Source organism: Pseudoalteromonas sp. 23_GOM-1509m (assembly GCF_000518425.1).
Classification (GTDB): Bacteria; Pseudomonadota; Gammaproteobacteria; order Enterobacterales; family Alteromonadaceae; genus Pseudoalteromonas; species Pseudoalteromonas tetraodonis.
On record NZ_JADO01000008.1, the window covers coordinates 225,978 to 251,234 of the forward strand.

Annotated in this window: 26 protein-coding genes; 9 read left to right on the forward strand and 17 right to left on the reverse strand. The window is 40.6% G+C overall.

Annotated elements, in window-relative coordinates:
• Positions 1–180 precede the first annotated feature (180 nt).
• Complete coding sequence (locus N523_RS0100995) at positions 181–897, forward strand: SIMPL domain-containing protein (protein ID WP_008467710.1); 717 nt, start codon at positions 181–183, stop codon at positions 895–897.
• On the opposite strand, the gene N523_RS0101000 is transcribed toward N523_RS0100995, so the two are convergent.
• The 8 genes from N523_RS0101000 to N523_RS0101035 all read right to left on the reverse strand — a co-directional run bounded on the left by N523_RS0101000 (position 889) and on the right by N523_RS0101035 (position 7,871).
• Positions 889–1,548 (reverse strand): hypothetical protein, encoded by a 660-nt coding sequence (locus N523_RS0101000; RefSeq protein WP_013465858.1) that lies wholly within the window; start codon positions 1,546–1,548, stop codon positions 889–891. The genes N523_RS0100995 and N523_RS0101000 overlap by 9 nt on opposite strands.
• A 104-nt stretch (positions 1,549–1,652) precedes the next feature.
• Positions 1,653–3,485: a DUF885 domain-containing protein gene (locus N523_RS0101005; RefSeq protein ID WP_028835639.1), complete on the reverse strand. Its 1,833-nt coding sequence runs from the start codon at positions 3,483–3,485 to the stop codon at positions 1,653–1,655.
• 37 nt (positions 3,486–3,522) lie between these two features.
• Positions 3,523–4,659 carry a radical SAM family heme chaperone HemW gene (gene hemW / locus N523_RS0101010; protein WP_028835640.1) on the reverse strand — a complete coding sequence of 379 codons (1,137 nt, stop codon included), beginning with the start codon at positions 4,657–4,659 and terminating at the stop codon, positions 3,523–3,525.
• Positions 4,656–5,255 carry an XTP/dITP diphosphatase gene (locus tag N523_RS0101015; RefSeq protein WP_024600825.1) on the reverse strand — a complete coding sequence of 200 codons (600 nt, stop codon included), beginning with the start codon at positions 5,253–5,255 and terminating at the stop codon, positions 4,656–4,658. The genes hemW and N523_RS0101015 overlap by 4 nt, the downstream gene beginning before the upstream one ends.
• A 2-nt stretch (positions 5,256–5,257) precedes the next feature.
• Positions 5,258–5,701: a DUF4426 domain-containing protein gene (locus N523_RS0101020; RefSeq protein ID WP_013465854.1), complete on the reverse strand. Its 444-nt coding sequence runs from the start codon at positions 5,699–5,701 to the stop codon at positions 5,258–5,260.
• A 57-nt stretch (positions 5,702–5,758) separates the two neighbouring features.
• Positions 5,759–6,292 carry a YggT family protein gene (locus N523_RS0101025; RefSeq protein ID WP_028835641.1) on the reverse strand — a complete coding sequence of 178 codons (534 nt, stop codon included), beginning with the start codon at positions 6,290–6,292 and terminating at the stop codon, positions 5,759–5,761.
• Positions 6,293–6,318: 26 nt separating this feature from the next.
• Positions 6,319–7,140, reverse strand: a complete 822-nt coding sequence (gene proC / locus N523_RS0101030; protein ID WP_024600822.1) for a pyrroline-5-carboxylate reductase — start codon at positions 7,138–7,140, stop codon at positions 6,319–6,321.
• A 17-nt stretch (positions 7,141–7,157) separates the two neighbouring features.
• Positions 7,158–7,871, reverse strand: coding sequence for a YggS family pyridoxal phosphate-dependent enzyme (locus N523_RS0101035; RefSeq protein ID WP_028835642.1), 714 nt, complete (start codon positions 7,869–7,871; stop codon positions 7,158–7,160).
• A 2-nt stretch (positions 7,872–7,873) separates the two neighbouring features.
• Here N523_RS0101035 and N523_RS0101040 point away from each other — a divergent pair, with 2 nt between their 5' ends.
• Both N523_RS0101040 and N523_RS0101045 read left to right on the forward strand, forming a co-directional pair.
• Complete coding sequence (locus N523_RS0101040; protein WP_013465851.1) at positions 7,874–8,914, forward strand: type IV pilus twitching motility protein PilT; 1,041 nt, start codon at positions 7,874–7,876, stop codon at positions 8,912–8,914.
• Positions 8,915–8,923: 9 nt separating this feature from the next.
• On the forward strand, positions 8,924–10,060 hold the full coding sequence (locus N523_RS0101045; protein WP_013465850.1) for a PilT/PilU family type 4a pilus ATPase: 1,137 nt from the start codon (positions 8,924–8,926) through the stop codon (positions 10,058–10,060).
• Between the two features lie 56 nt (positions 10,061–10,116).
• On the opposite strand, the gene ruvX is transcribed toward N523_RS0101045, so the two are convergent.
• The 6 genes from ruvX to N523_RS0101075 all read right to left on the reverse strand — a co-directional run bounded on the left by ruvX (position 10,117) and on the right by N523_RS0101075 (position 14,809).
• A complete protein-coding gene (gene ruvX / locus N523_RS0101050) occupies positions 10,117–10,566 on the reverse strand; it encodes a Holliday junction resolvase RuvX (RefSeq protein ID WP_028835643.1) in 450 nt (149 codons plus the stop codon).
• Positions 10,567–10,849: 283 nt separating this feature from the next.
• Complete coding sequence (locus N523_RS0101055; protein WP_013465848.1) at positions 10,850–11,407, reverse strand: YqgE/AlgH family protein; 558 nt, start codon at positions 11,405–11,407, stop codon at positions 10,850–10,852.
• A 135-nt stretch (positions 11,408–11,542) separates the two neighbouring features.
• Complete coding sequence (gene gshB / locus N523_RS0101060; protein WP_028835644.1) at positions 11,543–12,493, reverse strand: glutathione synthase; 951 nt, start codon at positions 12,491–12,493, stop codon at positions 11,543–11,545.
• A 66-nt stretch (positions 12,494–12,559) separates the two neighbouring features.
• Positions 12,560–13,294, reverse strand: coding sequence for a 16S rRNA (uracil(1498)-N(3))-methyltransferase (gene rsmE / locus N523_RS0101065; protein WP_028835645.1), 735 nt, complete (start codon positions 13,292–13,294; stop codon positions 12,560–12,562).
• Positions 13,295–13,364: 70 nt separating this feature from the next.
• Complete coding sequence (locus tag N523_RS0101070; RefSeq protein WP_028835646.1) at positions 13,365–13,838, reverse strand: hypothetical protein; 474 nt, start codon at positions 13,836–13,838, stop codon at positions 13,365–13,367.
• A gap of 77 nt (positions 13,839–13,915) precedes the next feature.
• The gene (locus N523_RS0101075; protein ID WP_013465844.1) at positions 13,916–14,809 is read right to left on the reverse strand and encodes a DUF350 domain-containing protein; all 894 of its coding nucleotides are present in this window, start codon (positions 14,807–14,809) and stop codon (positions 13,916–13,918) included.
• A gap of 78 nt (positions 14,810–14,887) precedes the next feature.
• On the opposite strand from N523_RS0101075, the gene glnE reads away from it, so the two are divergent.
• Positions 14,888–17,683 carry a bifunctional [glutamate--ammonia ligase]-adenylyl-L-tyrosine phosphorylase/[glutamate--ammonia-ligase] adenylyltransferase gene (gene glnE, locus N523_RS0101080; RefSeq protein WP_028835647.1) on the forward strand — a complete coding sequence of 932 codons (2,796 nt, stop codon included), beginning with the start codon at positions 14,888–14,890 and terminating at the stop codon, positions 17,681–17,683.
• 64 nt (positions 17,684–17,747) lie between these two features.
• Here glnE and N523_RS0101085 read toward each other — a convergent pair whose 3' ends face one another.
• The 3 genes from N523_RS0101085 to tolC all read right to left on the reverse strand — a co-directional run bounded on the left by N523_RS0101085 (position 17,748) and on the right by tolC (position 20,747).
• Positions 17,748–18,320, reverse strand: coding sequence for a toxin co-regulated pilus biosynthesis Q family protein (locus tag N523_RS0101085; RefSeq protein ID WP_028835648.1), 573 nt, complete (start codon positions 18,318–18,320; stop codon positions 17,748–17,750).
• Positions 18,321–18,357: 37 nt separating this feature from the next.
• Positions 18,358–19,281 carry an LpxL/LpxP family Kdo(2)-lipid IV(A) lauroyl/palmitoleoyl acyltransferase gene (gene lpxL, locus N523_RS0101090; RefSeq protein ID WP_028835649.1) on the reverse strand — a complete coding sequence of 308 codons (924 nt, stop codon included), beginning with the start codon at positions 19,279–19,281 and terminating at the stop codon, positions 18,358–18,360.
• A 107-nt stretch (positions 19,282–19,388) separates the two neighbouring features.
• Positions 19,389–20,747, reverse strand: coding sequence for an outer membrane channel protein TolC (gene tolC, locus N523_RS0101100; protein ID WP_013465840.1), 1,359 nt, complete (start codon positions 20,745–20,747; stop codon positions 19,389–19,391).
• A 158-nt stretch (positions 20,748–20,905) separates the two neighbouring features.
• Between tolC and N523_RS0101105 the strand changes: the two genes are divergently transcribed.
• From N523_RS0101105 to parE, 5 genes are read left to right on the forward strand one after another with little or no spacing between them, the layout of a single operon-like run.
• Positions 20,906–21,532, forward strand: a complete 627-nt coding sequence (locus N523_RS0101105; protein ID WP_013465839.1) for an NUDIX domain-containing protein — start codon at positions 20,906–20,908, stop codon at positions 21,530–21,532.
• A 31-nt stretch (positions 21,533–21,563) separates the two neighbouring features.
• Positions 21,564–22,022: a DUF1249 domain-containing protein gene (locus N523_RS0101110; RefSeq protein WP_013465838.1), complete on the forward strand. Its 459-nt coding sequence runs from the start codon at positions 21,564–21,566 to the stop codon at positions 22,020–22,022.
• A complete protein-coding gene (locus N523_RS0101115) occupies positions 22,009–22,794 on the forward strand; it encodes a metallophosphoesterase (protein ID WP_013465837.1) in 786 nt (261 codons plus the stop codon). The genes N523_RS0101110 and N523_RS0101115 overlap by 14 nt, the downstream gene beginning before the upstream one ends.
• On the forward strand, positions 22,779–23,342 hold the full coding sequence (locus tag N523_RS0101120) for a YqiA/YcfP family alpha/beta fold hydrolase (protein WP_008110593.1): 564 nt from the start codon (positions 22,779–22,781) through the stop codon (positions 23,340–23,342). The genes N523_RS0101115 and N523_RS0101120 overlap by 16 nt, the downstream gene beginning before the upstream one ends.
• A gap of 20 nt (positions 23,343–23,362) precedes the next feature.
• Entirely contained in the window at positions 23,363–25,252 is a 1,890-nt protein-coding gene (parE, locus tag N523_RS0101125; RefSeq protein WP_013465836.1) for a DNA topoisomerase IV subunit B, read from the forward strand.
• Positions 25,253–25,257 lie beyond the last annotated feature (5 nt).

The window sequence follows — 25,257 nt, forward strand, 5'->3', positions numbered from 1 at the left end:
CGCAGCATCAATGCCAAACAGGCGCTGCCCGAAGGGTTCTGCCTAGGGGCGATTTACTCTTTGTTGCTCGGTTTTTACTTAGCCCACTAGGTTACAAACCTCGCGCCGCGATTAAACCGCCCCTAGTTTGAACAAATTTTAATCCGCAAAGGTCAACAGACCCTAATCAAGGAGAGTGAAGTGAATAAAATATCGAATGTAACCGTTGTTATGGCAGCAGCGTGTTTAAGCATTGGCCTAATTGCATTGGGTTTTATTATAAAAGGGGCTGCGCTTGATATTAAAGGGATGGAGCGCACGGTGCAGGTAAAAGGATTAGCTGAACGTGAAGTTGTGGCTGATACCGTTATTTGGCCTTTGCAGTTTAACGATGCCGACAACAATCTTGAAAAGCTTGTTGAGCGAGTTGAGCAAAAAAACGATGCGGTGATTGCCTTTTTAAAGTTACACGGCTTTGATGATCAAGAAATATCGACAGGCACTCAATCTATTATAGATAAGCAAGCCCGTGAATACGCGAATGATAATCAAAAGTTTAGGTATGTTATTAGCTCAAATATTATTGTTTACTCCAATGCTCCTGATAAAGTTAAAAACGCACTGAGCAAAGTGAGTCAGCTAGCTAAACAAAATATAGCTATTGTGCAAGACAACTATCAAACCCGTATTGAGTATATTTTTACTGGGCTTAACGATATAAAACCAGCCATGGTGCAAGAAGCCACAGAAAAAGCTCGTGAAGTGGCAGATAAGTTTGCTAAAGATTCAAATTCACGCTTAGGTAAAATTAAAACCGCTCGCCAAGGGCAGTTTAGCATTAGCGATCGGGATTCAAACACGCCGCAAATTAAAAACGTACGTGTTGTTACCAGCGTAGAATATTACTTATCAGATTAGAGCCGCCACTTGTTCAGTAGAGCGCTGTAAATAAGCGGCGCTCAGTAGCAAGGTTATCTCGCTTGGGGGATTATTTTTTAATGCCTCAAGTATTTGTAATTTTGCTGCAGGATTTTGTTTTTGCTCTATTTCCATTAATGCGAGCAAGGCCGAAAATTCATGTTTTACCGGAATGTTTGGCTTATGTGCATAGGCGATGTAACTGGCAACCGGAGTGAGCCCTTGCTTATTTGTATGTGCTAATGCATGTAGTAACTCTTCGTTAGATTCAAATAACATTAACGAGCGAACATAGTTAAAAGGCAGTTGTGTGGGCATTGCTTGCTTAAATACATTATGCAGGGCGTTATTGCCAGAGTCGTCTGTACTAATAAATCCCTTATTTAATTTAAGTGCAGGCGTAAAAAAACTCAGCGCGTCTAAACTGGTTAGTTTTTCAATAAACGGCGCTGGTGGCGTATTAGTGGTTAAAATACGCACGGCGATGTTTTGCATAAAATCGTATTTAATACTCATGCGTAGCGCACTTTCAAACAGGTAATTAAGCTGTATTACTTGCTGTGCCTCAGTGAGCTTTTTAAAATCGTTATCTAGCTCATCAAACTGCTGTTGTTTAATACGCGCATTGAGTAGCTGTATGCTTAGATCCATTCTGTTCTCCTTGAATTCCAACTTTATCCTAGCTTAATTTTTTGCTTTATAAAACAAAAGGCCGCAATTGCGACCTTTTATACCTTTAAGTAAATACTTAAAAATTAAGCTTGTTTGCTGGCAATCCACTCATTAACGAAGTTTTCTAGTACGTTTAATGGTACAGGGCCATTTTTAAGCACTACATCGTGGAACTGGCGGATATCAAACTTATCGCCAAGTTGCATTTTAGCATCTTCACGTAGTTCTAAAATTTTCAGCATACCTACTTTGTAAGCCGTTGCTTGAGATGGCATTACAATATGACGCTCAACCATTTTTACACCGTCAGAAGTGGCGTTAGGGGTGTTGTTAACGTAGTAATCAATACCTTCTTGACGAGTCCACTTCATTGCGTGAATACCGGTATCAACCACTAAACGACATGCACGCCATAATTCCATGGCTAAGCGACCAAAATCTGAATACGGGTCTTCGTAAAGGCCCATTTCTTTTGGTAGTAATTCTGAGTATAACCCCCAGCCTTCAATGTAGGCTGTGTAACCACCAAATTTACGGAACTTAGGTACACCTTCAAGTTCTTGTGAAATGGCAATTTGCATATGGTGACCCGGAATCCCCTCATGATAAGCCAAGGCTTCCATTTGGTATGTAGGCATTGCTTCCATGTCGTATAGGTTGGCGTAGTAAATACCTGGGCGAGAACCATCTGGCGCAGGTTGTTGATAAAACGCTTTACCTGCCGCTTTTTCACGGAATGCTTCAACACGTTTTACAATCATGTCGGCTTTTGGTTTTACAATAAACAGCTCATCTAAGCGTGTTTTCATGTTATCAATTAAGCCTTTAGCTTCACTTAAGTACTGTGCTTTACCAGCTTCAGTGTTAGCTAAATAAAATTGCTTGTCGGTTTTCATAAACTGCATAAAGGCGTTTAAGTCGCCCTCAAAACCGACTTTATCTTTAATGGCACGCATTTCATCATGAATACGTGATACTTCAGCAAGGCCAATGGCATGAATTTCTTTTGCTGTAAGGTCTGTCGTGGTGGTGCGTTTCAGTGCGTTATTGTAAAACGCTTCGCCATTAGGGAATTTCCAAGCACCGTCACGGTCATCAGCACGTTTTTCTAACTGTGCAATGTAGTTAATTAACTTAGAGTAAGCAGGTTTAACCGCTGTTTTTAATGCTTCAGTCGCTTTACTAATAAGTGCATCTTTTTCAGCTTGGTCTATTTCTAAGGCATTAACTTTGCGTTTAAAGTCAGCTAAAAGCGTAGAATCTTCACCTTGTTCAAACGGCGCACCTTTAATGATGTTTTTGCTTGAATCAATGACGTGTGGGAATACAAATTTAGGCGCGATGATGTTTTTATCGGCGCGAATTTCTAAGCCAGTAATAAGCTGATCAAATACACCCGGTACCCCATTTAAACGAGCAATGTAATCGTTGGCTTCTTTTACGTTGCTAATTTGATGCTGGTTGATTAAAAAAGCCGGCACCATAGAGTGTGTACCAAACATTTGGTTTACTGGATAGTTATGGTAACGCCATTTGAAATCAGCAATGCTGGCTTCTAAATCTTGTTTTTTTAAATCATAACTTACTTGGGTTGCTGTATCTAATTGCGCACGATTAATGCTGTTGAGTGTGACCAAATCGGCTTTAGCTTGTGCAAGGTCTTTAAGGGCTTTTTCTTCGCTGTTGTCATCCCATTTATCGTAATCTTTTTTGATGCCCATGTAGGTTTGATAAACCGGGCTGCTCATTACATCACGATTAAAAGTGTCTTCAAAAAAAGCATTCGCTTTGTCAATTTCACTTTGAACAGGTTGAGCTTGAACCGTAGGTGCAGGCGTTGATTGTTGTGTTGCTTGTTGGCAACCTGCAAGCAGTGCCACACTAATGGTGGCAGCAATTAGAGTAAGTTTACGCATTCGTTTCCCTTTTGTTGTTAGAAACCTATTATTGTCACTAAACAAATAACGCAAGTAGATCATTTAAAAAACGTTGCCCTTGGAGTGTAACGTGCCAGTGGCTGTCTGTTTTTGTTAGTAAACCGGCATTAATGGCTTTATCTAGTGCATGCTGTTGGCTTTGCAGTGGTTGCTGCGTCAGCGCATTAAAATCATTTATAGGGCATGGCTCTATTAAACGAAAGCGATTCATAAAAAATTCAAACGCTAAGTCGTCTTGCTCTACTTGCCAGCTTTTGTACAAGTAGGGTTTAATAATATCCATATAGCCCCGAGGGTGTTTTACCTTTTCAGTGCGTGTTATCACCCCCATTTTCGCATCAGTAACCTTACCATGAGCGCCGCAGCCAATGCCAAGATAATCGCCAAACCGCCAATAATTCAAGTTATGTTGGCATTGATAGCCAGGTTTTGCATACCCTGATATTTCATATTGCTGATAGCCAGCTTGTGCTAATAATGCTTGGCCTTGCTCTTGAATATCCCATAAGGTTTCATCTTGTGGCAAAGTCGGCGGTTTTGAAGCAAATTGCGTATTGGGCTCAATGGTGAGCTGATACCAAGAAATATGCGGTGGATTGAGCGCAATAATTTGTTTTAAATCACTCAGTGCATCATCAAGAGACTGCCCTGGTAAGCCATGCATTAAGTCAAGGTTAAAGCTATTTAACCCTGCTTCACTGGCTTGCTGTGCAGCATAACTGGCTTCATCGGCACCATGAATTCGACCTAGGGCTTTTAACTTATCGTCCTGCATGCTTTGCACGCCGATAGAGATACGGTTAATGCCTGCTTTTACATAATCTTTGAAACGGCCAGTTTCGACTGTGCCGGGATTTGCTTCAAGGGTTATTTCACAGTTATCGCTTAAGCCAATTAGGCTATCTACTTCCTTGAGTAAACGGGTGTATGCCGCGCCGGTTAATAGGCTTGGTGTGCCGCCACCTATAAAAATACTGTGAATTTTACGCCCTTGTACTAAGTGTAAATCAGCTTTTAAATCGTCGATTAAATGCTGTACATACTCAGCTTCAGGGATGTCACCTTTTTGTCCGTGGCTGTTAAAGTCGCAGTAAGGGCATTTTTGCACGCACCATGGCACATGCACATATAAACTTAGTGGAGGAAGGTTCACAGGCCGCCTTTGTGTTGTAGCTCTTGCAGTAACATTTTAAGTGCTTGCCCACGATGACTCAGTGCATTTTTTTGCGCTTTTGTCAGCTCTGCACTGGTGCAATTTTCTGATGGCACAAAAAAGATAGGATCGTAGCCAAAGCCACCTTCACCGTGTTGGCTAAGGGTAATTTCGCCCTCCCAGCTAGCACTGCAAATAAGTGGGGTAGGGTCGTCGGCGTGACGCATCAGTACTAACACACACCAAAAACGAGCACGGCGGTTAGGGTTATCGCCTAAATCAGCCAGTAATTTATCGATATTATCTTGATCACTTGCGCCTTTACCTGCAAAGCGGGCAGAGTAAACGCCGGGTGCGCCATTTAAGCTATCAACTTCTAATCCCGAATCATCAGCAATAGCCGGTAATCCAGTTATTTTAGCTGCATGACGCGCCTTAATTATCGCGTTTTCTACAAACGTGGTGCCTGTTTCGGCCACTTCGCTCACGTTAAAGTCGCTTTGTGGTACTACATTAATATTAAGCGAGCTGAGCATGTTAGCCAGCTCATTTACTTTGCCGGGATTGCCGGTTGCAAGTACTAAGGTGTTGGTCATATTTAATCTACGTAAAATTTTTGCTGAAATTTTAATGTTTGGAACTGGTTACCTTGTTGGATTTCAATTTCAAAACGTAAAATTTCTTCGTTGGTGTAATCTACTTGTGCTAGGTAATAAACAGAATCGCCTTCAACGACTTCTTTAAAGTTGAGGCTTTGTTTATTGCCTAATAAATTTCTAGCGGTGCCTTGTAATGTCGCTTTTTGCGCTGTTTTATCAGTATCATTTTTTAAGATGGAAATATTAACAATACCTTTGTAGCCACTGCGTTCCAAGCCATATGTTTTGGCTATTTGTGGCTGAATAAACGTTGATGGAAAGGCTATATAATGAACTTGCCAAGGGCCTAGTTCTTTATATTGAGCGCCTTGTTCTTGTGCGCTGTGCGCATTAAATGCTAAAGCGAGACAAGCAATAAAACAAAACTTTATTAAACGTTGCATAGTTAACTCCTGAGTATGTAAAAAGAGGCGCTAGGCCTCTTTTATATTACGTTATGCTTAAGCTAAAATGTCCATTAGCAGCATCTGTAAAAACTGAATGCCGATGATTAGTACCAGTACCGATAAATCTAACCCCCCTAATGGCGGTAAAACTTTACGGATAGGCTTTAACATTGGCTCAGTAAGCTGATGGAATACCGCTTCAATTGGGTTATAGCCTTGGCTTACCCAGCTTAAAATAGCGCGGATAATTAACACCCAAAAAACTAAGTTTAAGCCTTCTTTTAAAACAGTTATTAGCGCTTGTATAAGCACAGGTTGAATAGCCCAAGAGCTATAAATAAGCCACATTAGGGTACTTATTTTTGCCGCAGCCACTATAAATGCCAGCAACAAAGAGGCTAAATCAAGCCCGCCTAGCCCCGGAACGATTTTTCGCAGCGGGTTAACTGCAAACGAAGTGGCTTTCACCACAAATTGGCTCATCGGATTGTAAAAGTCGGCTTTTGCCCACTGTAGCCAAAAACGCAGTAGTACCACCATTAAAAATAGATCAAACAAGGTGCTAATTAAAAATTGCATGGCATTCATAGTATAACCTTCAATAAAAAATGGTTTTAAAGTTCTTGTTCCATTTGCACTGCACGCGCAATACACGCATCCATTGCATCGCCTACGGTTTTAGTTAAACCTTGTGCTTTTAAATGCTCAACAGCTGCATGCGTGGTACCGCCTTTTGATGTCACATTTGAACGTAATTGTGAAATGCTAATATCAGTTTGGCTAAGTGCCATTTCAGCTGCGCCAAGGGCGGTTTGCTGCACTAAGCGGCGTGCGTCTTCATCACTAAACCCAAGCGCTTTGGCTTTTTCTTCAATGGCTTCCATAAATAAGAAAAAGTAAGCCGGTGAAGAGCCGGTAACAGCAATCACGTCGTTTATTTGCGACTCTTTTTCAACCCATACAACGATGCCTGTACATTCAAATACTTGCTGTACAAACTCATGCTCGCTTTGAGTTTCGCCTGCACCATATAAGCCAGATACACCACGACCAAGTAATGATGGCGTATTTGGCATACAACGTACCATTTTTACATCTTGACCAAGCATTTCACGTAAGCGCTTAACGGTTAAGCCTGCCGCGACTGAGATAAATAATTTATCGCTAAAGTCGACACCTGAATCTTGAAATGATTGGCATAAATCGCCCATCATTTGTGGTTTAACAGACAAAACAATGACATCGGCATCGCGCATAGCTTCGTTATTGTCACTGGTGGTTTGCACTTTGAAATCGGCAGCTACCTTAGCTAGTTTTTCTTGGTTGCGGTTAGTCGCAATAATATTATTTGCGTTAAAGCCGTTTTTTACCATGCCACCAATGATGGCGTAGCTCATATTACCTGTGCCTATAAATGCGATTTTTTTATCTGACATATGTCTGTTATCACCTTTTAAGTTCGTGTTCCAAAAATATCTGTGCCGATCCTCACCATGGTTGAACCTGCCGCTATGGCAGCTTCTACATCGTTACTCATCCCCATCGACAACGTATCTATATGAGGATATTGGGTCTGTAGTTTATCAAAGCAAGTTTGTAATTGCTCAAAATATTGAATTTGCGTGTTTGCATCGTCACTTTTAGCGGGAATAGCCATCAGTCCGCGCAACTGTAAATGGGCACATTGGTCTATATATTGCGCCAGCTCAGCGATTTCATTGGGGTGACAACCAGACTTTGCTTCTTCTTCGCTAATATTCACTTGAATAAGTACATTCAGTGGCGGCATTGTCTCAGGGCGTTGACTGTTTAATCGCTTGGCTATTTTAAGTCTGTCTACACTTTGCACCCAAGCAAAATTGGCAGCGACTAAAGCACTTTTATTTGACTGAATAGGGCCAATGAAATGCCAAACAATATCGCTAAATGTGTCTAGTTGCGCTATTTTATCTACAGCCTCTTGAACATAAGATTCACCAAATTGACGTTGCCCTTGCTCATAAGCTGCCATAATATCAGTAGCGGGTTTGGTTTTAGATACTGCAAGTAACGTAATATCGTTACTATTACGTTGTGCTTTGTGCGCTGCCTCTGCAATTCTAGCGTAGGCGGATGTGAGTCGTTCTGCTATTGTAACCATATATTTATCAGTTAGTTGTGGAGTCATAAATGGATATCACCGAATTATTGGCATTTAGTGTGCAACATAAAGCATCAGATTTGCACTTATCATCAGGGGTATCACCTATGATACGTGTTGATGGCGATGTGCGACGTATTAATATACCAGCACTTGGAGATAAAGAAGTCAGCAGTCTGGTTTATGACATTATGAACGATAACCAGCGTAAGGACTATGAACAAAATCTCGAAGTGGATTTTTCTTTTGAAGTCCCTAATTTAGCACGTTTTCGTGTAAATGCCTTTAACTCTAATCGTGGCCCTGCTGCTGTGTTTCGTACTATCCCGAGTGACGTACTCACTCTTGAAGATTTAGGCGCACCTGAAATATTTAAACAAATTTCAGATAACCCACGAGGCCTAGTGTTAGTCACGGGCCCTACAGGTTCAGGTAAGTCGACCACGCTTGCGGCGATGGTCGATTACATTAATCAGACCAAGCATCATCATGTGCTGACCATCGAAGATCCTATCGAATTTGTTCACGATAATAAACTCAGCTTAATTAATCAGCGGGAAGTTCATCGTGATACACATAGCTTTTCTAACGCACTACGCAGCGCACTCCGTGAAGACCCAGATGTTATTTTAGTGGGTGAGTTACGAGATTTAGAAACTATTCGCCTTGCTATGACCGCTGCGGAAACCGGTCACTTGGTGTTTGGTACTTTGCATACGACCTCTGCACCTAAAACCATTGACCGTATTATTGATGTATTCCCTGGCGAAGAAAAAGATATGATCCGCTCTATGCTCTCTGAGTCATTACGTGCAGTTATTTCGCAAACACTGATAAAAAAAGTAGGGGGAGGGCGAGTGGCTGCACACGAAATTATGTTGGCAACGCCTGCTATTCGTAACTTAATCCGTGAAGATAAAATTGCACAAATGTATTCATCAATTCAAACAGGTGCGTCGCAAGGCATGCAAACCATGGATCAATGTTTAACAAGCTTAGTTAACCGTGGCATTATCACTCACTCAGCGGCGTATACAAAAGCGCAAGATAAGACGCAGTTTAGCGCTTAAGGAATTATTATGACTTTATCTTTAAATCACTTTTTACAAATAATGATCGACAAAAAAGGCTCTGATTTATTTGTATCGAGCCAACTTCCTATTAGCGCTAAAATTAACGGCGAGCTAACTCCTCTTAATGACGATAAATTAACAGATGAGCAAGCGCTAGAGTTAGTTGAATCAGCGATGAGTGAAAAACAAAAAGCAGAGTTTCATAACACTAAAGAATGTAACTTTGCGATTGCAACTAGCGAAGGGCGCTTTCGTATTTCGGCTTTTTGGCAACGCGACAGAGCGGGCATGGTTATTCGCCGAATCGTCACTAAGATTCCCGACGTTAAAGAGCTTGGATTACCTTCTGCATTGACCGATGTGATTATGTCAAAGCGCGGACTTGTGTTATTTGTAGGTGGTACGGGAACCGGTAAATCAACGTCTTTGGCGGCACTTATTGGTTATAGAAATCGCAATCAACGTGGGCATATTTTAACCATAGAAGATCCGATTGAATTTGTGCATGAACATCAAAAAAGTATTATTACTCAACGTGAAGTGGGTTTAGATACTGAAAGCTTTGAATCGGCACTTAAAAGCTCTTTGCGCCAAGCGCCTGATGTTATTTTAATTGGTGAAATTCGTTCGCAAGAAACCATGGAATATGCGTTGAGCTTTGCAGAAACGGGTCATTTATGTGTTGCCACCCTGCATGCTAACAATGCTAACCAAGCTATTGACCGCATTATGCACTTAGTACCAAAAGAAAAGCACGATAAGCTTAAATATGACTTAGCATTAAATTTACGCGCTATCATTGCTCAGCAACTTATTCCTACCTCTGATGGGGAAGGGCGTGTTGCTGCCATTGAGGTATTACTTAATACGCCAATGGTCAGTGAGCTAATTAAAAACGGTAATATTGGTGGCATTAAAGAAACCATGGCTAAATCAACAGAGATGGGCATGCAAACCTTTGACCAAGCGCTGTTTGAGCTTTACAGACAGCAACGTATTAATTATGCCGATGCGCTGCATCATGCGGATTCGCCAAATGACTTACGCTTGATGATTAAATTGCGTAATAACGAGCAACAAGGCGCAGGCTTCTTACAAGGTGTGACCATTGATGGCCTTGATGACAAAGGCAATATGACTTAGTCTTAACACACATAAAAAAAGCGCCTTAGGCGCTTTTTTTATGTGGGTTAAGTGCTTTATTCACCATAACTGGCTTCAAAAAAACTCTCTAGAATGATCACTGCAGACATATTATCTACGTTACCTTTACCTAAATTTTTATAGCCCCCACGTTCAAACAACCGTGCCTTTGCATCTGCAGTCGTTAAGCGCTCATCTTGAGTATGAACTGCAATGCCGTAATGGTTGTGTAAACGATTAGCAAATTTTTTAGCTTTAAAGGTAACCTCTTGCGAGGTGCCATCCATGTTTAGCGGTAACCCGACAACCATTAAATCGGGTTGCCATTCTTTTACTTGCACAGCAATGTCATCCCAATTAGGGATGCCATCTTGGGCTTTCACCGCCTTTAAGCTGGTGGCGCTGCCTGTGAGCTCTTGACCAATAGCAATACCAATGCTCTTAGTACCAAAATCAAATCCCATTATGGTGCGCTCACCTTGCGCTTTTACAATTTTTTTAGTCATGTTTGTCTTTTATGTTATTAGGGTCTGTTAACCTTTCAAGGTTGAATTTGCAGCAGTCTGTTTGGTATTTAGGCAAGGCAGAGCCTTTGTGGTGTGGTTATTCCCCATAAATAGGCAATAACGCAGCATCAATGCCAAACAGGCGCTGCCCGAAGGGTTCTGCCTAGGGGCGATTTACTCTTTGTTGCTCGGTTTTTACTTAGCCCACTAGGTTACAAACTTCGCGCCGCGATTAAACCGCCCCTAGTTTGAACAAATTTTAATCCGCAAAGGTCAACAGACCCTAAGCATGTCCAGCTTCGGGGCTTAATTGGCCAATATCAAAACCAAGCATAGAGACTGCCATTTCCCAGCGTTTTTCTACTGGAGTATCAAAAATTATTTTAGGATCGGCTTTAATGATCAGCCAGCTATTGTCTAATAGCTCTTGCTCTAATTGGCCTTGTTCCCAACCGGAGTAGCCTAAAGTAATAATAAATTGCTCGGGTGCTTGGGCTGTGGTTAACGTGGCTAACACATCTTTTGAGGTGGTGATCATAATATCACTGCTCAACTTTTGGCTTGCCGAGTACCCAGGTTTTGGTGAATGTAGTACAAAACCACGGTCTGTTTTTACCGGCCCGCCAGCAAACACAGTCACTTGCGCGGCATGTTGAGATTTATCGTTATCAATATCAATTTTGTCGAGTAACTCACCTACGGTGACATCAATCGGCTGATTGATCACCAATCCCATAGCGCCTTCTTCGTTGTGTTCACAAATATAAGTGACGGCACGTTTAAAAAAAGGGTCTTGCATTGATGGCATTGCGATTAAAAAGTGATTTTCTAATGACTGCATAAGTTTTACCCTTTTAGTTATTGAATCTTGAGTATGGCATAGTCCCATGTTTTAACACTAAAAATTTATTCGAGTTTTCAGCGATGACACGATAAGCGTCATCGCTTTATATCTTTGAACTGATTCAGTGATAATTTATTTATTAAGCTTTTTCTCTATGGCGTCAAATAAAATGCCGGTAATTGAAATATCGTAAGCGGCTTCAATTTCTTTTACGCAGGTTGGCGCTGTTACGTTAATCTCAGTTAACTTATCACCAATAATATCTAAACCTACAAATATTAAGCCTTTTTCTTTCAAAGTAGGGGCGACCGCCTTTGCAATCTTAAGATCTGATTCGCTAATTGGGCGGGCTTCACCACGACCGCCTGCGGCTAAATTACCGCGTGTTTCGCCATTTTGTGGAATACGCGCTAAGCAATAAGGAATCACTTCACCATCAACAACCAATACGCGCTTATCGCCTTGAGTGATCTCTTCAATGTAATTTTGCGCCATGGCAAAGCGGCTACCATGCTCGGTTAAGGTTTCGCATATTACGCCTATATTAGCATCATCGGCTTTTACTCTAAAAATAGAGGCGCCACCCATGCCATCAAGCGGTTTTAAAATAATATCTTTATGCTGGGCTAAAAACTCACGGATTTGTTTTTGGCTGCGTGTTACTAATGTATCTGGCGTGTGTTCACTAAACCAAGCTGTAAAGAGTTTTTCATTGGCGTCGCGCAAGCTTTGTGGTTTATTAATCACTAATGTGCCTGCTTGTTCTGCACGCTCTAAAATATACGTTGCGTAAATATATTCAGTATCAAAAGGCGGATCTTTACGCATTAAAATAACGTCTAAATCAGCCAGCGCTATGGTTTCTTTTTCTTCAAGTTTGTACCACTTTTGAGCGTTATCAAAAACTTGAGCTTTGGCTGCAGTGGCGTAGGCATTGCCTTGACGCAGCGATAAATCATCCATTTCCATGTAGTAAATTTCGTAGCCACGGGTTTGTGCTTGCATCATCATTGCAAAACCGGTGTCTTTTTTAATATTAAATCCACTAATAGGATCTGAGATAATACCTAACTTAATTGCCATGCGCTGTGCCTTAATTTATGTGTTTTTTACAACTGTAATCTTGATATGTGGGTGCTTTTAGTTATTTCAATTAGCTAAATCGCCAAATTGTAATTGCAGTGCACTTAAAACGGTTAACGCTGCTGTTTCTGTGCGAAGTACTCGCGGACCTAAGCGAATATCTACAAATTCTTGTTGTTTAGTTTGCGCCATTTCATCATCGGTAAATCCCCCTTCAGGGCCCACTAAAAATCGCACGCCACCATCAGGAACAGTAATGGTTTTAATGCTGTGCTCGGCGCGCGGGTGTAAGGTTAATTTAATTGCATCGGTTTGCTGTTCAAGCCAGTGTTTTAAATCTACGGGAGGATTAATGATTGGTACAAAGTTGCGCCCAGACTGCTCTGCAGCAGCAATGGCTATTTTTTGCCATTGCTGGTGTTTTTTTTCTAGGCGGTCGCCACTGAGTTTTACGCCGCATCGCTGGCTAAAAATAGGTGTTATTTCAGTGATCCCTAATTCAACCGACTTTTGAATGGTAAAATCCATTTTATCGCCACGGGATACACACTGGCCTAAATGAATCTTTAATGGCGATTCAACGTCATGAGGATTAAATTCAAGGGGCATAACAACCACGGTTTTTTTGCTCACTTCAATAATTTCACTGAGAAATTCACCCCCTTCACCATTAAAAATAGAAACCTGTTCGCTCACTTTCATACGTAGCACACGACCTACATGGCCTGCAGCGTCATCGTCAAGATTTAAAGGGGTGTTGAGAGCAATCGGTGATGATTGATAAATATGGGGCACTCGCATGGCAAATCACTTTTTTACATAGAAGTTATATCTCTCTATGGTAAGTAAGCAAAGGCTTGGGTGCAATTATTTATTTTTCATATTCGGGGGTTAAAAGCTCTGTTAACTCTTGTGCAGTTTGAGCTATGTCGGTATCACACGATAAATGGTTTGAATGGCATTCATCTTTTATGGGCTTAATTTCATACCCTTGATCTGTTTGAATAACCATATAGCGTTTTTCATGCAGTGAATTATAAATAAAGCGCTGTGTATCATCGGCGAGCAAGTAATCTGTTTGGTTAAACAGTACCCCCTGAATATTGTGGTGTTCGTGTAGGTAGCTGGCCAGCTCAGAAATGCTTATTTCGTTTTCAATATCGCAATAGCAATAATCTTTAACGAGTTCATCAAACATCATTTTAACCAGCTTTTGGGTATTAGCTCCGGCGATAACGATGTCTTTTTTAGCTGGATCATTTGAGTTTATATAGTGTTTAATAAATGAACGACTAAACTCGTTGTCTATATCAATTAAGAGATAGCTCGCTGTTTTTATTTCCATATGCCTAAAGTCCCTGTTAATTTACCAGACTATTAAATAGGGACGTTTAGTAACGGCTTAATTTAACCAGTTTGGTACTAAATTGAAAACATACTTATAAGTAAGTAACCAATAGCACAAAATACAGCAAATTCAATACACGCAATACCAATATTATCTTGATGATCGACTTCAAGTGCAGTGTCGATATTAGGCATTGAAATAATTTTTATAATATACGTTAAACAGTATAGTAACAGCCACATCACACCGCAATGCATTACCAAGGTAAATAAGTTTTCTACCATTTTACCATTTTGAAAGGCCGCACTAGATAAACCAGCATACGCCGCAAGTGCTAATCCAATTGACTTACCCGCATAGCGAATACCAATAGAGGTATTTTCTAAGCCAAAATTACTTTGCAATGAGGCGCCTTGATTTGCTTTAGCAAAGCGGTATTCACGTATTTTACTGTCCAAAGCAAACATGCCTTGCAACACAAAAAAGCTTACTGAGGCAATTAATAAATTACTAAACCCCTGAGTATGTGTCCATGTATATAAACCCAGCGCTAAAATACAATTGGCAATAAGCATCCCCGAGTCAACCAGCGCAGCACAGACGTTTTGCTTTAGTATTGCGGCTTCTTCATTAAAGCGGCGTAATATCCATTTACGATGGATTAAATGCCCCATTTTAATAAATGAAAATAGCAGCACAATTAACAAAATCACTTTTAATGGGTTTGATTGTGCGGTGCTAATACTAATTTCATCAAATAAAAACGCCATGGTGGCTATAACAACAGATATTTCAGAGGCAAAACTAATCCCCATTGCAAAGTTATCATGTTGCGCCAATTCTTCTTTAAGTGCTTGTTTTGCTTTTATTTGAGTAACAATTCTTAAACTGATGATGATGACACAAATAACCACAAAACTAATAGCAATCGCAACTAAACTAGTGTTAGATAATGACAAATATGACATGGTGTTCCTAAATAGATTTACCTTGATAGGTTTTTAACCATTCTAGTATGGTTATTGGTGAGATAAAAGAGGGTATTGATGAGTAACGACACGCAGCTTCCTATTGAATTACAAAAACTCGGTGAAACACGCTTTGCCGCGCTGTACCCAGAGCAACAAAACCAGCAGCAGATAATACGGCTATTGGCGTTAAGTGATTTTGCTTGGCGCAGCTTAAGCTCTCAACCTGCGCTACTGTCTTGGTTACTGTGTGAACACGAAATTAAAAATAGAGAAATTTTAGACCCTTTTACACAGCTAGATATAACTAAAATAGAAGAGAGTGAGTGCCATAAGTTACTGCGCCAATACCGAGAAAAATACTGGTTAAAGGTGGCTTTTTTAGATTTATGCTGCAAAAACCCGATTGAAAATAGTATTAAATATATTAGTGAACTTGCTAATAAACTGATCGACAGTGCTAATCAATGGGCCTATAAAAATGTCGCTAAAACCAATGGTGAGCCATTGGATGAGCACAACAACCCGTTACCGTTAATGGTATTAGGAATGGGTAAACTAGGTGGACAAGAACTCAATTATTCATCTGATATCGATCTTATTTTTGCATATCCTCGCAATGTTAAAACCCAAGGTGGGCGTCGCTCGCTTGAAGCATCTGTCTTTTATACTAAAGTTGCCCAAAAGCTAATTACAGCACTTAATCAATGTACGGTCGATGGCCAAGTTTTTCGCGTAGATATGCGTTTGCGACCATTTGGGGAAAGTGGTCCGTTGGTAATGAGCTTTAATGCCATTGAAGATTACTACCAAGAGCAAGGGCGTGATTGGGAGCGCTACGCGATGTTAAAAGGGCGCTTAATTGGCACGCCTAACATTTATTGGCAGGAGTTTAATACGTTATTAAAGCCTTTTGTGTATCGCCGTTATATTGATTTTTCGGTTATTGAGTCGCTAAGAAAAATGAAGCTTATGATTGCCCAAGAGGTGCGTCGTAAGCGCTTAACCAATAATATTAAGTTAGGTGGTGGTGGCATTCGCGAAGTGGAGTTTATTGTTCAGGCTTTGCAAATGGTGCGAGGCGGCAGAGAGGCAAACTTACAAACGCAATCTTTATTAATTGCATTAAAAGAGTTAACACTAAGCCAAGTTATTGATGAGCTTGAAGCTAAAGATTTAAAAAGCAATTACTTATACTTACGCAAAGTAGAGCAATACCTACAAATATTTGATGATCAACAAACACAAACACTGCCCGATGATGAGCTAAATCAACAGCGACTCAATGTGTTGCTCGCTCAGGCAGATTTTGCGGCAACGCTTGTGAAAATAGAACATGTGATGAGCCAAATACATAACGAATTTACACAGGTTATAGGCGAAGAAACTGAACCACTTGATACCTGTGAAGGGGCGTTTATTAGTGCTTGGGATCACGGCGATGTTAGCTTTTTAAATGAGCCCAGAGATGAATGGCAAACACCATTATACGACTTTAAACAACGACTTTCTAAAGCTAAAGTAGGCAATCGTGGGCGCGATATTCTTGATAAATTAATGCCGGCATTACTTAAACAGTTAAACGACTTTAATGCCAGTGCTAGCGCCTTTGCAACGGTATGCCAAATATTAAATAAAATTATTTCGCGCACCGCTTATCTAGAGTTGCTGTATGAAAATCCGGGAACGCTAAAACAATTGGTTTTACTTTGTTGTCACAGTAAATGGATTGGCGAGCATATTTCACTGTATCCAATTTTGCTCGATGAACTTATCGACCCTGCTGTGCTTTACAAGCCAACCCCATTAACTGCGTATAAAGATGAAATAAGACAGTATTTTTTACGCATTGAACATGATGATTTAGAGCAGCAAATGGAAGCGCTGCGTCAGTTTAAGCAAACCCATCAATTACGCATTGCCGCAGCTGATGCGACGGGCGTTATTGATGTAATGAAAGTAAGCGATCACTTAACAGCATTGGCTGAAGCGATAGTCGATCAGGCTGTAAATATTGCGTGGTACCACTGCGTAAAACGCTTTGGTATGCCACCTAACACCGATGATGAAAACAAGGGGTTTGCAGTTATTGCGTATGGTAAAACTGGCGGTTTTGAGGTGGGTTATGACTCTGATCTCGATTTAGTCTTTGTGCATAACCATGATGGTACAAGTTACACCAATGGTGATAAAGCGATTGACTCAAGGCAGTTTTATTTAAAACTCGCACAACGATTAATGCATTTATTTAATACCCGTACCGCCTCAGGTATTTTATATGAGTTAGATACTCGTCTGCGTCCAGAAGGTGCATCAGGGCTATTAGCTATTAACCTAGAAAGCTTTAATCATTATCAGCAAACGCAAGCATGGACATGGGAGCATCAAGCGCTGGTTAGAGCGAGGCTGATTTTAGGCCAAGCTGAATTAGTAACACGGTTTGCACAAATTCGCGCCGAGATATTGTGCCAACAACGTGATGAACAAACTTTAAAAGCAGACGTGATTAAAATGCGCGAAAAAATGCGTGGCCATTTGGCTAAAGGCAATGCGCAGCAATTTGACTTAAAACAAGATGTAGGTGCCATGACCGATATTGAGTTTATAACGCAATACTTGGTATTAAAACATGCCCATGAGTTTACCCACTTATGCGATAATTCTGACAATGTGAGAATTTTAACGGACGCGGCTAAAATTGGCTGTATCAGCGATATTCAAAAACAGCAGCTTATTCAAGCGTATATAGACTATCGCTCACGCTATCATGTATTGAGCTTAGACCAGCAAGGTCGCTGCGTTAAACGTGAAGAGTTTAGTGAAAATATCAATAATGTTAGCACGGTTTGGAAGGCAATATTTGGGCTAGATTGAGCAATTTAATGTTATGCGCTCAGCAATATTTGAGCGCATATCAACAAAATTAAACCGAATGTAGTTAATTGCTTAGCTTTAAACAGTTTGAGCGTACAAATTCAGACGGTAGCTCGGTAATCACCGCTGCACGTTGTTTAGGGCAGAAAAACGCATACACTTCATTTGAAAAGTCATCATTAATAGAGCGGCTAACGCGGTATAAAGCGGAGTTAAAACTGCTATCTATACGAAAGTGATCTTTTATTACGTAATCTTTGTCTAAGTACCACATTAAAGTAATACCTTCGTTATTAGCATATTGGGTCAGTACAGTACGCAAGGTTGAGTCACGTTGAAAGCGACGCGGGCCTACTTCTCCACTCCAATTTAAAGGCATAGGCTCTACTACAAAAGAGCGTTGGTTTAGCGCTCTGTCGAGGCTAAGATCGGGTTTTTCGAGTTCAATGACAAATTTGTCATTGTCTTTATTGACAGTAATTCTATCTCGAATTGATGCATAAAACCGCGATAACCCTTCAGCAGCAGCGTTGGTGGTTTGTTGATAATTAAGTGACGACGTACCATTTAGTAAAAAGTAAATGGCTGCACCAATTAACAATAAAGCTAAAAGTATATATCTAATCCAAAACCACATGGCTGTCACTCATCTTTGTTATTTTAATAACCCATCTTTAATAAAAAGAGGGGGCGTCTTTATCGGGTCGTGTTTTAAAACGTCTATGTAGCCACATATATTGTTCAGGGGCGGCATTTATTGATTGTTCCATGCGCTGATTAACACGTGTTACATCGGCTTTATTATCGCCGCTTGGGAAGTTTTCAAGCTCAGGCACGATTTCTAGGTGATATTTTCCGTTGTCATCCCGACGCGTAATTAGGCTCATGGTTTCGCAATTTTTACTGCCTGCAAACATCAGTGTTCCGGTGGTAGTTGCTGTATCAGGTACTGCGTAAAATGGCACAAACTCACAGCGGTTACGGCCATAATCTTGATCAGGTAAGTAATAACAAACTTTTTTATTTTTTAAAGCTTTTAATAGCCCTTTTACGTCTTTTTTACCAACCATGTATTCGTTAGAGCGAAGGCGTCCATTGGTGGTGAAATATTCCATCAGCGAGTTATTGTGTGGGCGATAAAAACCAATACCTTGGCACTTTAATCCCATCACTCGACTTGCCATTTCAAGATGAAGCACATGTGGAATTAACAATAAAACGCCTTTTCCTGATTGTTGTACGCGTTCAAAGTGCTCAAGTCCTTTTATTGATCCTAATACTTTTTCGACCCGCCATTGTGGCCACCACCAAGCCATGCCGGTTTCAACCATGGCAATGCCAGTATTTTCCATGTTTTTTAATACTAAGTGTTGCTGCTCGGCTTCGCTCATCGAAGGGAAACAGTGTTTAATATTAACTTCAGCAATGTGCCTTCTGCGCTTCATATATTTATGAACCAAGCGTCCAAGCTGTTTACCCATGGCTAATTGTAGTTTTTGTGGTAACCAAGAAATGAGATATAAAAACAAGACACCAATCCAAGTTAGCCAGTAACGAGGACCTAAAAAAGAGGCTTTAAAAGGGGATGAGTTGACCACAAAAATTTCTCTAAAAAATAAAAGGCTAGTTTAACGCTATGCGCTCAAAAATACAAAAAGCCAGCAAAAAGCTGGCTTTAGTAATTATTTATAATGAAGTCGTGTGTTTAGTTAACGGTATTTAACCCTTGGTTTATACCCACTAAGTCTTCGCGGCTTAATGTGCCTGTTGCTTGTTTTAGACGAAGCGTTGACACAACATAGCGATAACGCACATCAGCAAGATTACGCTTTGCGTTGTACAAGTTTTGCGTACTGACGAGCACATCAACAATGGTACGTGTACCCACTTCAAAACCCGCTTCAGTGGCTTTTAGTGCACTTTGTGCTGAAATAACCGCTTGTTCAAGCGCTTTATAGGTCGCAATATCAGATACCACTTGGTTATAAGAAGTAATAACAGAGCGAGTTACTGCGCGATAATCCGTTTCAAAATCTTGGCTCGCAGCAACGTAAAATGCACGTGCTTGATCTGTTGCAGCAACCGTTGCGCCACCTGAATAAAGTGGTACGCTAAAGTTAAGTCCAACAGATGTTGAATCTGAACGAGGCTGGTCGTCAAAACTAGCGCCATTTAACTCGCTATCTGTTAATGAGTCGCCGTAACTAGCATTTAAAGTTAGTTTTGGATAATGCCCTGCTTTAGCAAGTTCAATTTGCTCTTTAGCGATATCAACCGTAATTTTTGATACTTGCAGATTTAAGTTTTTGTCTTTCGCTATTTTAACTAAATCAGTTGCAGGCGTACTTGGCTTAACAGTAGAAAACGTTTCGGTGTTTAACATATCTAGCTTTGCATGGTATTTACCGGTGATCTCACGTAGTTGCTCACGGGCTGTTTCTACCGCATTATTAGCAATGATTTCTTGCGCTACTGAGTTATCAAATTGTGCTTGTGCTTCATGTACATCGGTAATAGCCGTTAAACCTACAGCGTAACGTTGTTTAGTTTGTTCAAGTTGGCGCTCAATGGCACGTTTTTCAGCTTGTACAAATTCAAGGTTATCAATAGCGCTTAATACGTTAAAATAGCCTTCAGCCACACGTACTATTAAATCTTGTTTAGCAAAATCGTACTGGCCACTAGCTTGCAGTGCTTGTTTGTCAGCAATGCCGAGTGAATTCCACGCGCCCAAATCAAATAGCGTTTGGCTTAAGCTAATACCACGTCTGAATTGGTCCGTTTCACTTTCGACTTTAACTTGGTTTGATAAATCGCCTACGCTTTGAAAAGAGGTCGAGTCACTTTTTTCATAACTCATGCTTAAACCAATTTGCGGTAATAGTGCGCTCATAGCGCGATCGCTTTGGTATGATTGTGCATCAGCTTGGGCTTTTGCTTTTAAAACGGTAGGATCGTTGGCTGTTGCGATTTCAAAAACTTGAAGTAAATCTTCTGCATTGGCTACGGTTGAGCCCAATGCGCATGATAAACTAACCAGTGCAGCAAGGATGTTCTTTTTCATGTGATGTTCGGTCCTTAGACAATTTTTGTACTAGTAGCATGTTAACCTGTTTTAACTAATAACTAAAAAAAAAATTAGTAAAACAGCGTTCTCAAGTGTAACAGAATATATACCTAAATGACGTTGATGTATTTGCACCCTCAAAAAGGAAAGAATAGATGGCGAATAAAAGTCGTATTAAATTTACCCATGACGATGTGAGATTAAAACCAATTGAAAATTTGTATGATGGTTTTTTTAAAATAAACCTTTATCAATTTAAGCATGCCTTATTTGCGGGTGGAGAGTCTGAGGTTATTCGTCGAGAAATTTTAGAGCGTGGCGATGCGGTCGCAGTGTTGCCTTATGACCCAGTGACTGAGCAAGTGCTGCTAATTGAACAAATTCGAATTGGCGCAATTAAAAGCAAACACACGCCTTGGCTGTTAGAATGTATAGCGGGCATGACCGATGGCAGTGAAGATTACGAGTCGGTTGTTAAAAAAGAAGCGTTTGAAGAAGCGGGACTTAATTTAACAGAACTTGAGTTTATGTTGTCTTACCTTTCAAGCCCCGGCGGTACTACAGAGCGTTTATATTTATATTTAGCTCACGCCGACTTAAGCCAAATTAATACCGGTATATATGGCTTAGACACCGAAGGTGAAGATATTAAAACGCATATTATGGATTTAGATGAAGCATTTGAGCGACTCAATCGTGGCGAGATAGATAATGCGGCTACGGTAATTTGCTTGCAATGGTTAGCACTAAATCGCGACAGAATACGTAAGAAGTGGGCATAGTTTTTAATTTTTTAATAGTAATGGCGGTATTTTGACAGCACTTTTAACGACTAATCGATACATTCAAAGCCTTCCAAAGTATTTAACACTTTGTGAGCATAATTACGTACGCCTTTTAAAATTACTACCTAGTGAACGAGCGATTGGCAGTGTTAGAGAAATCAAACTGGGCCACAGTGAATTTGCCATCAACATAGATGACAATGCCAAGTACACCCTTGATGTATCTATTAAACAGTTATCAGGAATGGTAAGTGGTATTTCGCCTTTGTATTTAACAGTGCGCTTATATAATGATGCTAAAGTAGCCGAAATTGTCCACCATGATTACCACCAACGAATCAAACCTTCCTATGGCTACCCTAATCCTAAGATGCATCAAAAAGATGAAAAGTATCAGTTGAATGCTTTTTTATATGATTGGTTGGTTGCCTGTGTAGAGCGAGGTCAATCAACACTTAATTGGGATGTAAATAATGGCTTGGTTTGATGATACGTATTATTTTGAGCAAGCCCAGCTTCGTATAGCCCATATAACGGATTGTCACCTTTTTAGCGATAAGCAGGGCGAGTATTTTGGGGTTAACACCGCAGAACATTTTACTAGGGCACTTACAGATATAGCAAAACAGCAACCTGATGCCTTGATATTTGGTGGCGATTTAACCCAAGATCACAGCTTTAATTCCTATTTATTATTTGCTGAACTGATTCATAATAGTGACCTTGATTGCCCCGTATTTTGGGTTCCCGGCAATCATGATGAAATTGATCAGCTCAATTTAATTAGTGGCGGGCAAATACAACGCGCTAAACATATTGTGGCGCAAGGGTTTGAACTGATATTAATTAATTCTAAAGGAAATACCCCTGCTGGGTGGGTGACGCCCTCGCATTTAGAGGAAATTATGGCGTGTTTAGTCGATTCAGATAATCGTCATATTGCATTTTGTCATCACAACCCACTGCCTATTAATGGCTACCTAGACAAACACATGCTAGAAAATGGGCCGCAGCTATTAAATTTATTAGTTAATAATGGCCGCGTTGATGCGCTGTTTCATGGGCATGTTCACAATGACTACCAACAGCAATTTAGAGAGCTTGATATTTACGCGACACCGGCCAGTTCCGTGCAGTTTACAAAGCACAGTGCTACTTGGCAGCAAGAAGATAAAGGGGCGGCTTATCGTATGCTGCACTTAAATGCTGAGCAACAAAAGGTGCATATACGCACGGACGTGGTATGGTTAAACGAGTAATCTATATTCACGGTTTTAATAGCTCTGAAAAATCATATAAAGCTGTGCGCTTTGGTGAGCTTATGGCACACTATGATGTTGATTATTGTGTGCCACGCTTAAATCATGAACCTATAGAGGCGATTATAGCGCTTGAACAACTATTAACACCGAATACCGTATTATTGGGCAGCTCGTTAGGTGGTTTTTTTGCCACGTATTTATCGCAGCGTTATCAAATTCCTGCGGTGGTAATTAATCCTGCCGTTGCCCCATATACATTATTAGAGCCTATACTTGGGCCTAATTATAATCCGTATCAAGATTATAATTACCAATTACAATCTCGTCATATAGATGCGTTAAAAGCATTAACGGTGACAGAGTTAAAACACCCTGAGCTGTTGTATTTATTACAGCAAACAGGGGATGAAGTGTTAAATTTTCAGCACGCAATAAAGTATTACTCACAATGTAAACAGTTAATTGAATTTGGCGGCGATCATAGCTTTAATGGCTTTGAGCGAGCTTTTTCAAGCATTGTCGATTTTCTTAAAATCAGATATTAGCGTATATAAAGATAAAAACTATGACTCAACAAAATTATAACGCCGAAGCCATTGAAGTACTTAATGGATTAGAGCCGGTAAAACGCCGCCCAGGCATGTATACAGACACATCGCGCCCCAATCACTTAGGTCAAGAGGTTATTGATAACAGTGTTGATGAAGCAATGGCCGGGCATGCGACGCGTATTGATGTCATTTTGCATGAAGATAACTCACTTGAAGTGAGCGATGATGGTCGGGGGATGCCGATAGATATTCACCCTGAAGAAGGTATTCCTGGGGTTGAACTAATATTCACCAAATTACACGCAGGTGGTAAGTTTTCAAATAAAAATTACCAGTTCTCTGGTGGTTTGCATGGGGTAGGTATCTCGGTCGTTAATGCGCTATCTACCCGTGTGGAAGTAACGGTTCGCCGTGACGCACAGCAATTTAGAATGGCTTTTGAGCATGGCGATAAAGTTGAAGATTTAAATGTTATTGGCTCAGTGGGTAAACGCAATACCGGTACTACCGTGCGCTTTTGGCCAGATACCAGCTATTTTGATTCTGCTAACTTTTCACTGACTAAGCTTAACCATTTATTAAAAGCCAAAGCGGTACTATGCCCAGGTTTGCGTATTAAGTTTGTAAATAAACAAACGAAAGAAACCCAAGAGTGGTTTTATGAAACCGGCTTAAAAGATTACTTAGTAGAAGCAGTTAAAGGCTATGAGATACTGCCTAAAGACCCATTTGTAGGTGAGTTTTCAAGTTCTATTGAAGGCGCTGATTGGGCCGTTGTATGGATGCCTGAAGGCGGTGAGTCAACTGCCGAAAGTTATGTAAACTTAATTCCTACCGCACAAGGTGGCACCCACGTAAATGGCCTGCGCCAAGGGCTTTTAGAGGCGATGCGTGAATTTTGTGAATTTAGAAACTTATTACCACGTGGTGTAAAGCTCACCCCAGATGATATTTGGGAACGTTGTAGTTATGTATTGTCGGTAAAAATGCAAGACCCACAATTTGCAGGGCAAACCAAAGAAAAACTCTCATCACGTTCATGTGCTGCGTTTGTATCGGGTGTCGTAAAAGATGCCTTTAGCTTATGGCTAAATGAGCACACTGACACTGCAGAGTTACTTTCTGAATTGTGTATTTCAAATGCACAGCGTCGCTTACGCGCGGCTAAAAAAGTAGTTCGTAAACGTGTTACTTCAGGCCCTGCATTACCAGGCAAACTGACCGATTGTAGTGCTGCTGATAATGACCGCACGGAATTGTTTTTAGTAGAGGGTGATTCTGCGGGTGGCTCAGCTAAACAAGCGCGAGATCGTGAGTTCCAAGCAATCATGCCACTAAGAGGTAAAATTTTAAATACTTGGGAAGTAGAATCAGGGCAAATTTTGGCCTCTCAAGAAGTGCATGATATTTCAGTGGCATTGGGTATTGACCCCGATTCAAGTGATTTATCAGGGCTGCGTTACAATAAAATATGTATATTAGCGGATGCTGACTCGGATGGACTGCACATTGCCACTTTATTGTGTGCCTTATTTGTGCGCCACTTCCCACAATTGGTAAAAACTGGGCATGTGTATGTTGCTATGCCACCGCTGTTTAGAATTGATATTGGTAAAGATGTTTATTACGCGCTTGATGAAGATGAAAAAACGGGCATTTTAGCGCGTATAGAAGCAGAGAAAAAACGCGGTAAGGTAAACGTGCAACGCTTTAAAGGCTTGGGTGAAATGAACCCGCTACAATTGCGTGAAACAACCATGGATCCAAATACCCGTCGTTTAGTGCAGCTAACACTTGATGAAGAAGAACAAACAATGGAAATGATGGATATGTTACTTGCTAAAAAGCGTTCATCAGATCGCCGCCAATGGCTTGAAGATCACGGTAACAAAGCACAAGTTTAATAAGC

Coding starts and splice junctions, on each gene's coding strand:
- N523_RS0101000 (WP_013465858.1), bottom strand. CDS start 1,548: ATGGATCTAAGCATACAGCTACTCAATGCGCGTATTAAACAACAGCAG.
- N523_RS0101005 (WP_028835639.1), bottom strand. CDS start 3,485: ATGCGTAAACTTACTCTAATTGCTGCCACCATTAGTGTGGCACTGCTT.
- N523_RS0101015 (WP_024600825.1), bottom strand. CDS start 5,255: ATGACCAACACCTTAGTACTTGCAACCGGCAATCCCGGCAAAGTAAAT.
- N523_RS0101020 (WP_013465854.1), bottom strand. CDS start 5,701: ATGCAACGTTTAATAAAGTTTTGTTTTATTGCTTGTCTCGCTTTAGCA.
- N523_RS0101025 (WP_028835641.1), bottom strand. CDS start 6,292: ATGAATGCCATGCAATTTTTAATTAGCACCTTGTTTGATCTATTTTTA.
- proC (WP_024600822.1), bottom strand. CDS start 7,140: ATGTCAGATAAAAAAATCGCATTTATAGGCACAGGTAATATGAGCTAC.
- N523_RS0101035 (WP_028835642.1), bottom strand. CDS start 7,871: ATGACTCCACAACTAACTGATAAATATATGGTTACAATAGCAGAACGA.
- N523_RS0101040 (WP_013465851.1), top strand. CDS start 7,874: ATGGATATCACCGAATTATTGGCATTTAGTGTGCAACATAAAGCATCA.
- N523_RS0101045 (WP_013465850.1), top strand. CDS start 8,924: ATGACTTTATCTTTAAATCACTTTTTACAAATAATGATCGACAAAAAA.
- ruvX (WP_028835643.1), bottom strand. CDS start 10,566: ATGACTAAAAAAATTGTAAAAGCGCAAGGTGAGCGCACCATAATGGGA.
- N523_RS0101055 (WP_013465848.1), bottom strand. CDS start 11,407: ATGCAGTCATTAGAAAATCACTTTTTAATCGCAATGCCATCAATGCAA.
- gshB (WP_028835644.1), bottom strand. CDS start 12,493: ATGGCAATTAAGTTAGGTATTATCTCAGATCCTATTAGTGGATTTAAT.
- rsmE (WP_028835645.1), bottom strand. CDS start 13,294: ATGCGAGTGCCCCATATTTATCAATCATCACCGATTGCTCTCAACACC.
- N523_RS0101070 (WP_028835646.1), bottom strand. CDS start 13,838: ATGGAAATAAAAACAGCGAGCTATCTCTTAATTGATATAGACAACGAG.
- N523_RS0101075 (WP_013465844.1), bottom strand. CDS start 14,809: ATGTCATATTTGTCATTATCTAACACTAGTTTAGTTGCGATTGCTATT.
- glnE (WP_028835647.1), top strand. CDS start 14,888: ATGAGTAACGACACGCAGCTTCCTATTGAATTACAAAAACTCGGTGAA.
- N523_RS0101085 (WP_028835648.1), bottom strand. CDS start 18,320: ATGTGGTTTTGGATTAGATATATACTTTTAGCTTTATTGTTAATTGGT.
- tolC (WP_013465840.1), bottom strand. CDS start 20,747: ATGAAAAAGAACATCCTTGCTGCACTGGTTAGTTTATCATGCGCATTG.
- N523_RS0101105 (WP_013465839.1), top strand. CDS start 20,906: ATGGCGAATAAAAGTCGTATTAAATTTACCCATGACGATGTGAGATTA.
- N523_RS0101115 (WP_013465837.1), top strand. CDS start 22,009: ATGGCTTGGTTTGATGATACGTATTATTTTGAGCAAGCCCAGCTTCGT.
- N523_RS0101120 (WP_008110593.1), top strand. CDS start 22,779: ATGGTTAAACGAGTAATCTATATTCACGGTTTTAATAGCTCTGAAAAA.
- parE (WP_013465836.1), top strand. CDS start 23,363: ATGACTCAACAAAATTATAACGCCGAAGCCATTGAAGTACTTAATGGA.